Annotated in this window: 7 protein-coding genes; 3 read left to right on the forward strand and 4 right to left on the reverse strand. The window is 61.4% G+C overall.

Annotated features, from left to right (window positions below; genetic code table 11):
- Positions 1–3 precede the first annotated feature (3 nt).
- The 4 genes from IVA92_RS20930 to IVA92_RS20945 all read right to left on the reverse strand — a co-directional run bounded on the left by IVA92_RS20930 (position 4) and on the right by IVA92_RS20945 (position 5,620).
- Positions 4–4,137 carry an AAA family ATPase gene (locus tag IVA92_RS20930; RefSeq protein WP_247279949.1) on the reverse strand — a complete coding sequence of 1,378 codons (4,134 nt, stop codon included), beginning with the start codon at positions 4,135–4,137 and terminating at the stop codon, positions 4–6.
- A 230-nt stretch (positions 4,138–4,367) separates the two neighbouring features.
- Entirely contained in the window at positions 4,368–4,643 is a 276-nt protein-coding gene (locus tag IVA92_RS20935; protein ID WP_247279950.1) for a hypothetical protein, read from the reverse strand.
- Between the two features lie 527 nt (positions 4,644–5,170).
- Positions 5,171–5,341, reverse strand: coding sequence for a hypothetical protein (locus tag IVA92_RS20940; RefSeq protein ID WP_247279951.1), 171 nt, complete (start codon positions 5,339–5,341; stop codon positions 5,171–5,173).
- 81 nt (positions 5,342–5,422) lie between these two features.
- Entirely contained in the window at positions 5,423–5,620 is a 198-nt protein-coding gene (locus tag IVA92_RS20945) for a hypothetical protein (protein ID WP_346015610.1), read from the reverse strand.
- 548 nt (positions 5,621–6,168) lie between these two features.
- On the opposite strand from IVA92_RS20945, the gene IVA92_RS20950 reads away from it, so the two are divergent.
- From IVA92_RS20950 to IVA92_RS20960, 3 genes are all read left to right on the forward strand, one after another.
- Positions 6,169–6,507, forward strand: coding sequence for an H-NS histone family protein (locus IVA92_RS20950; RefSeq protein ID WP_247279952.1), 339 nt, complete (start codon positions 6,169–6,171; stop codon positions 6,505–6,507).
- A gap of 816 nt (positions 6,508–7,323) precedes the next feature.
- Positions 7,324–7,641, forward strand: a complete 318-nt coding sequence (locus IVA92_RS20955) for a hypothetical protein (RefSeq protein WP_247279953.1) — start codon at positions 7,324–7,326, stop codon at positions 7,639–7,641.
- 42 nt (positions 7,642–7,683) lie between these two features.
- Positions 7,684–7,833: transposase (locus IVA92_RS20960; protein WP_028182456.1), on the forward strand; the 150-nt coding region annotated here is incomplete at its 3' end.

Genomic DNA, 7,833 nt, shown 5'->3' on the forward strand with positions numbered 1-7,833 from the left:
ATGCTACGCCCGGATGGCTGAGTGACCCTCGCGCTTGACTGCTGCAGCCGTCATTAAATCGTAGCCCCACGGCCGGGCTCCCAGGCCATCGAGCATCGACATTCCCTGTTCGTAGTGGTGCTCGCGCGCGGCGTTGTCGGGCAGGGCTTGCGCGAGCCCGAGATGACCCAATGCCTCCTCAAGCGGCATCTGCAATCGTCGCGCCCAACCCTGCGCACGGCGGAACTGACGGATCGCTCGGCTCTGCCGTCCCGAGGCCAATGCAAAGCGGCCTTCGAGCACGTGCGCGCGCGGGCGGCATATCCGCGTCCGCGCTGCGTAGGCCGATACGGCGCGGCACGCCTCGGCCGTGCGCGCATGCAAGCCGTCGTCGCGCTTGCCGTCAGCCTGGCTTTGCTCGAGCAGTTCGAGGAACACGGCAGCCACGCTGCTGACGCTGTTGTACGCCGAGCCCATCGTGCAGAAGCCGGCGGCCAGGTTCTGCAATGCCTCGTCGGCACCGCGCCGTGCGCCCTCGATGTCGCCTGCCCTGAGACGAGCGGCAGCGGCAACGCCGTCGCAGAGGTGGCGTTCGGCCGGATAGAGAACGAGCTCCCGCACCGCTTCCATCCGTCGCACCGCGGCAGCAGGCGGGCGGCCCTCCAGCATATCGAGTGCCGACTGACCGGCGAGCAACCAGATCCGCACCGCATTCGTTTCGGCCCCCTCCGCGTCCCATCCGAACTCGCTGAGGATGGCACGCGCTTCGCGGTAGTTCGCGGCGGCCATCGCGATATACCCGAGCACCGCGCGGCACGACTGTCGGCGAAACCGGTCGCCGAGCCGCTCGAACAGCTTGGCGCCATCCTGCAGAAGCGTACGCGCCTCGTCCCAGTCACAAGTGTGCAGCGAGTAGACCGCGCCATAGAGACGGGCAAAACCCTGGTCCCGCAATTCTCCGACACGTTTGGATTCGTCGATTGCGCGTTGACGATAGTAGCGGCCCAGCGCATGCAGGCGCGTCGTTCCAAGTCCGATCGCGAGCGCCCCGTATCCGCCGATCGTCTCCGAGACCGCACCAACTTTTTCGGCCTGGTTCAACGCCGCGAGCGTATCGTGCTCCAGCTCGGTGGATTGGCACATGAAGTAGGCGCGCTCGGCGAGGCGTGTATGCAGAAGGGCGGACAGCCGCTCCCGTTGGCGGGTAACTTCATCGCATGGCGTTCGCATCAAGCCGACTCGGTGCGCGGCTTGTCGAGCGAGCTGCCGAATCGTGGAGAGCCTCATCTGGAGGGGGGTCTCCGGCCTCTTGATCCTGTTCAGCCGCATGCATTCCCGGAAATAGCCCTCGGCGTCACCGAAGCGCGCCAAGGCGTGGAGCGCTTCTCCTCTCAGGAACGCGAAGGTCGAGCGCTGGGCGTCGGTCAGCGCCAGCCGTGCGGTCCTGGCCAGACGGTCGGCGCGCTCCACATGCATCAGCGCGTCATCATTGGCAGAGCGGAGCACGGCGAGGCTCGCCGCCGACAGGCGAAACTCGACCGCTCTCGCCGTCTCGCCCGCGTGCTCGCAATGATGGGCGAGCTCCGAATAGTGCGGCTCCAGCGCCTCCGCGCGCCGCCGCTCGATCTGCTCGACGAGATGAAGATGGATCGATCGTCGTTGCGCATAGCTCAGGAGCTCGTATGTCGCTTCCTGAATGATCACATGGCGGAAGGCATGCGCGGCGCTGTCTCCTCCGGATGCGGGCTCCAGAATGCCCGCGAGGGCCAGGCGCCGCACGCTCATCTCGAGGCTGCGCGCCTCGCTCGGAAGCGGATAGATCGCCCGCAATGTGTCCATGTCGAAAACGCGGCCGATGACGCTCGCAACCTTAGCCACGAGCTGATCGGCCTGACCAAGATGGTCGATGCGTCCGACGACCAGGTCACGGAGCTTTTGCGGCACCGCGGCGGCTCTGAGATCGGACGCATGCACGAGACATTTCCCCTCCCGTGCTTCGATCAACCCATGCTCCTGCAGCGAAAGCACGAGCTGCTCGATATGGATCGGCAAGCCTTGCGACTGTCCGTAGACGAAATCGACCAGCCGGCGTGGGACGGACATGACGTTCAGGAGATCGCAGATGATCTGCGTCGTGCCTTTCGAGTCAATCCGTGTAACCGGGATGCGGCGGGACGCACGCTGGATGACCCGTCCGCCGTGCGGCGCCTCCGTCGCATCGAACGGCCGCGACGTCACCACGATCAGCAGCCGGGGCAATCTGCGCGCCAGCGCCAGCAGAAGGTCCGCCGACAGCGCATCGATCCAGTGCAAATCGTCGAGCAGGATCAAAGGGGCCCGATCCGCCATTCTTCGGGCGGCGAGCGCAACGATGATATCCTCTATGCCCGCCTGTCGCGCCGCGCCCTTGATCTGGGCAGCAAGTTCGCTGCTCGGCAATCCGAGCGGCATCACGTCCTCGATCAAGGCCGCCTTCTCGATGAGGTCAGTTTCGGCAAGCGCCTCGTGAAGTCGTGTCCGCAGCAGAGGCGGGCTCACGGGTTCGCGGTCGCCGGGCTCGCGCAGCAATTGCTGCACGAAATTGCGGAAGACGTAGTAGGGCGTCGCGCGCTCGATCACGTGCGTGGCAGCGACGATCGTCGTGTGGCGACTGCGTTCGGCCGCCTCACGCAAGGCCTGGAGCAATCGGGATTTGCCAGCGCCTGGTTCGCCTTCCAGAACGACGAGGCCGCCTTCACCACTGCCGAGCCCTCGCGTCAATTCCGCATATTCGGCATCGCGCCCGACGAGCGCTTTCTGCCCGGCGGGCGAGTGCGCAGGTGCCGCGAATGCCTGCGAAAGGCGGTGTACGGCAAGCGGACGCCCGCGCCCCTTGACCGAGATTTCCTCGGCTGGCGAGAAGGCGAACCGCCCGCTCGCCGCGCGGGCCGTCTCGGCATCGTAGAGCACGTCGTCGTCGGCGGCCTGCATGAGCCGCGCGCCGTAGTTCATGACGGGTCCGTTCAAGACGTAGTCGCGTCGCGCCGCGTTGCCGACCAGGCCGCAGAATACGCGGCCCGTCGCCACGCCGAGCGAGTGCGGTATGCCGAGCTTCGAGGCGTCCTCACGAATGCGTTCGGCGATCCCGACCGCGTGAGCCGCATTGCTTTCCGAGCCGAAGGACGGCAAGCCGCAGACGATGAGTGCGATGACGCCTTTTTCGTTAGCGACCACCCGCAGAATTTCGACATCGAGCGCCTCCGCGGCTTTCGCGACGACCTCGAACATCGTTTGCAGCCGAGCCTGGGCGGAGCCGTCGGGAAGCTCCGGTGCGCTGAGCCGAACATAGATAAGGCTCACGGCCCGGAATTCGGTCAGCCAGGCTACGAGATCGGACTGGCCGCGCGCGACGACCACGCGCGGCAGGAACGATTTTGGCGTGGACCACGAGAGCGGAATCGGACCAGGCGCCGGGCCGCGATCCGCTGGCCCCGTGTCGACCAAGGCGTCGAGGCGTGCCGCGGCGTGCATCGCTTCGCCGTGAGAGCCAATCGGTTCGAGCTTCGCTGCGGCGCCGAGCATTTGCGCGACCGCATCGTCGACGATCACCTCGCCCGGCTCGACCTCGTGCGAGATCGCGCTGATCGTGCGCAACGGCTCGCCGGCGAGAACATGAAAGCGCCGCCCGCTGTTGCCGGAAAGAATGACCGAGGTGAATTTGCCGGCGACCAGCGTCACTCGGTGGCGAAGCGAGGCGGGCGGCTGGACCGGCCAATGGAGCTGGACCTCGCGCAGGCCAATTGCAGCCCGTGCGGCTGAGACGGCCGGGGTGCTCGTCGATCCGGCGGCGCGCCAAAGCGCGATCGCGGCGTCGCCATCAATGCCCACCACGTCGCCGCCATGCGCCAGCACAATGTTGATCACGCAGCGGAAATAGTCGTTGAGGACGTCCCCGAGCCGCTCGGCGCCATCGGGACCGGACGCGGCCACCAGATCGGTCATGGACGTGGAGTCGACGATGTCGACGAAGAGAACGATTCCGTCGATGTCGCGAAAGCGAAAGCCTTCGGCGTCATCTCCGTCCGCCAGCTCCTGATAGAGTAAGTTCGAGGCGAAGCCTTGGAGCCGCTGGTCCAAAAGGGGAGTAGACAAAACTGCCCTCCCGAGGTGCGGGATCATTCACTGTATCAATGCACTACCGAAGCGCGTCTGACCGTGAACGGCTTCACATATCGGCAAATTACGTCTGGTTGTTCCAATGCTAACCTTCAGCTTCGGCGGTGTAAACAAACAATTGGGCACCTCTCGGAATCACGTCATCGATGTCGCCGGAAGCGACTAATTCACTTGCTTTCGCAATGTCTTCGAAGCCGTCGGGTTGATGGGATCCTGTCGCGAATGGCGCGCCGTCATTTTGTCGCCCGCCTGCTCCTGCGCGTCGATCCCAGTTTCGCCTTGACGTGGTCCTTCGGCCAAAGCGCGCCTTCGGGCAGAACCCGGACGCGGCCGTCATCATCGTTGCTGACTAGAACCTGGTCGCTTACATCGCCATCGATGCGGGTCAGCCTGAGATCGGTCTCGGGCGTCCAGCCGAGGGTGATGTCGACGTCACCAGGGAACACCTGCCAGCGTGAGCCGTCGTCGAGCTCGACGATATGGCTTTCGGAATGGGATACGATCCTCAAGGCTCGATCTCCAGCTTTCACGACGATAGCGGGGCGTGATCTGGCGGAGCGCATCCCGAATGCCAAATACATTGAATACTCAAACGGAGGACATGCCTTCTGGTTCGGCGATGCCGAGGCACTTCTCGGCGATATCGAAGAATTCATCACGGGAGATCATGAGAATTTATCGAATGATTTCGAGCGAGTTTTGATCACGATTCTATTCACCGACATCGTCGATTCGACCCGCAGCGCAGCCAGGATGGGCGACCTAGCATGGCGTCGGTTGTTGGACCAACACCACCAAATGGCAAGCGGGATCGTAAAGAAGCATCGCGGTAATCTCGTTAAATCTATCGTCGACGGATTCTTGGCAACCTGGGCATCTTTTCTCAGGTTGATGGAGCGCTCTTCAGGGGGCGTAATACTGAGGCCGCGGTCAGGCTTATCCGCGAATCGGCCGCGGGTTTGGTTTATAGAATTGGAAAGCAACTCTAGACTCTGCAGCGCGACGTCCGAGGCAGCCAATCCCGAAATGCCCGGTGTCAGTCCGGCATGAGGCTACTCGGCTGTTTCCCAGCCAACTCGCGGCCGGCGAAGTTAAGCTCCAGGTCTCTAAGGTGTTCGATCAACTGCTCTATGATCTCGTGATAGTCGGATGGCGTCAATGAATGCACGCCGCGCAACGCCAATTCATCCTGAAGAATCGTCGACAACAAGCCTGTCAGTCGTCTGAGCGAGCATGGATAAATCTGAAGTCTCATTGTGAACCGACGAGACGTTTCTCTGCGTTCGGTTTACTCTTTGTCTTCTGTGACGAACTGAACTCCGACGTGAGAACCATCCACCCAAATTAGCTCGCAGCGCCGAAATGCCAGACCCGTGGAGGACAGAACCAAGAAGAATTCCTGTGCTTTCAGGCGATCTGTCGAGCCGTCAACCTCAAGCTTGGCACCCATTGCAGAGGCATCGACAAGGGTCAGCTTCGCCGCCACGTCCCGTGGACACCCATGATGCTGACCGTATGCTTGTGTTCAAAGCGAACACGGTGAGCTTTTCGGTTGTTTTCCATCATCTGCAATCCCTAATTTCAAATCAGTTTCTCCAAATAAATGCGCCGCCTTCCTGCGCGTCTCTGCAATAAGCAAACTCGATCTTCGCCGACTGAGCCAGTAGAGCCGTCTTCTGGCCGCTTCATTTAGTTGTGTCTGTCCCACCATCAATCGGATGCAGCTACTCGCAAGCTCATAAATCAAGACAGCCCGAGCGAATGTCATCTGTTGTTTGAATGTCGAGAGCTTGAACCTGCGACAACAGAGCGGCGACGTTCGGCCCAATGCCGGGCAGTCTCTGGCATGAGGGACTTGTCTCAGATTTCGCCTTGTATGGCTGCCGAAATATGAGCACTGAGGACATTGTCGCAATTCTCAATTCCGGATCGGCATGGCCTTGCCGAACATAAACAGGAGACGATGAAAAATAGAGCGATACGAATACACCCGACTTGTTTGCTGGGCCTTCTCCCAAGAATTCGGATCGAGCCATGAACGCCGCCCATTTCAATTCGCTCTCCCTTGACGAGCTCTGGAGATTTCATCAGCAGGTCACCGCCAGCCTTACTCAGAAAATGTTAGTGCAAAAAGCAAAATTGGAGGAACGGCTCCACAAGATTGGACTCGCTGACGAGGCCACAAGGTTCGATCGTAAGCGCCGTCCATACCCGCCCGTTCGTCCCAAATATCGCAATCCAAGGAACCCGGCGGAGACATGGTCGGGTCGCGGCAGGCTGCCTCGCTGGCTGCGGCCGCAGCTTCGAGGCGGCGGGAAGTTGGACGACTTCCTAATCGACCAGACTTCGGTTCAAAAGCGGCAGACCAATTGAGCGCTGCGGGCGCGACCGCGTTGGAAAGAAGGCCAACCCCACATCCTTTCCTTGTCTGGCATCCGTTTGGCTTCTCCGACTGAAAGAACACGAAGGCCAGCGCCGCAGCATCGAACAGCCCTATCGGGCAATCTTCATTCACCACGGCTTGCGTTGGCGGTGGAACGTCTCGCTCTAACGCCCGTGCGAGCCGGTAGGGTTTGCTTTCTGAGGTCATCGCCGAGACGCGAGCATACGCCGAACTGACATGTTGGCGCTCGTATGTATGTCCCCGCACTCCAGTAGCTTGGACGCGTGGACACCAATACACAGGCTCTAGACGCGAGCGGACGTTCTACGAAGCTGGAGACATCCGTCGAATGGCCCAAGGACTCGATCGCGGCACCCACAGTAAGTGATGAAGCGACTACACCAGCGCGACAACGCCGCGCATTTGTAGGTCGAACGAAAGTGCGCACTCGATCCGACTTACGATAAGTTCTGCTAGGATCGGGCGAGGGCACGCATCGTTAGCCACTGGCGCGACCGCGAGAAACTGCGCAACATCGACTTGGCTAGCGTGGGCAAGCGGCTATGGAGCTCCGGGATGGGGCCGCCGAAGTCGGAGCGATCAACGCGCTGATGCCGAGTTCGGAAGCGGACGCGCTTGCAAAACACAGTCCCACCGTCATTTGGTCGCTCCGGGGGCCGCCAGACATCACTCCTTTGGTCTTCTGCGTGTGATGCGCCGCTGATTTATTCGTGCCGAGATGCATCGGCTGTTAAGGGTTGATTTAGTTCCCGGCACGATCATTGGGGACCACAAGGGACCCGAGCATGCAACTGCATCATGCCAATACCTTGGAAAGGTTCGAGACTGTCGCGGATCAAGGCAGTTGCGAGGTCGCGACCCGGCCCGTCACTCTCGACCAATCAGATTTCTCGACCTCCAATCGAGATGAGGTCCTGGCGCTATTGGCGCCGAGCGGCCTTGCAAAACGCACTTTTTGGCTCGTCGTGGCCGCCTTGGCTGGGGGCTTCGGATTGGGATGGGCTGGTGCTTGGTACGGTCCTGCAACTATCTCGCCTCTCAACCCAATTGCTCAGGTAGAGACCGTTTCGCGCCGCATGCCGGATGAGCTGCTGCCGGTTTGATGGACACCGAGATTAGGTGTTTCATGAAGCCGGAGGTGGGCGATGAAGAGACGGAAGTTCAGTCGCGAGTTCAAGATCGAGGCGGTCAAGCTTGTTAGGGAGCGTGGGGTGTCGGTGGCGCAGGCCGGGCGCGACCTGGATGTTCATGAGAACGTTCTGCGCAAATGGGTGAAAGAGTTCGGCTCCGATCCG

It is taken from the genome of Bradyrhizobium sp. 154, assembly GCF_023073875.1.
In the GTDB taxonomy this organism is placed as follows: Bacteria; Pseudomonadota; Alphaproteobacteria; order Rhizobiales; family Xanthobacteraceae; genus Bradyrhizobium.

Excerpts from the sequence above, each read along its gene's own strand:
- IVA92_RS20930 (WP_247279949.1), bottom strand. The coding sequence starts at position 4,137 with ATGATCCCGCACCTCGGGAGGGCAGTTTTGTCTACTCCCCTTTTGGAC.
- IVA92_RS20950 (WP_247279952.1), top strand. The coding sequence starts at position 6,169 with ATGAACGCCGCCCATTTCAATTCGCTCTCCCTTGACGAGCTCTGGAGA.
- IVA92_RS20955 (WP_247279953.1), top strand. The coding sequence starts at position 7,324 with ATGCAACTGCATCATGCCAATACCTTGGAAAGGTTCGAGACTGTCGCG.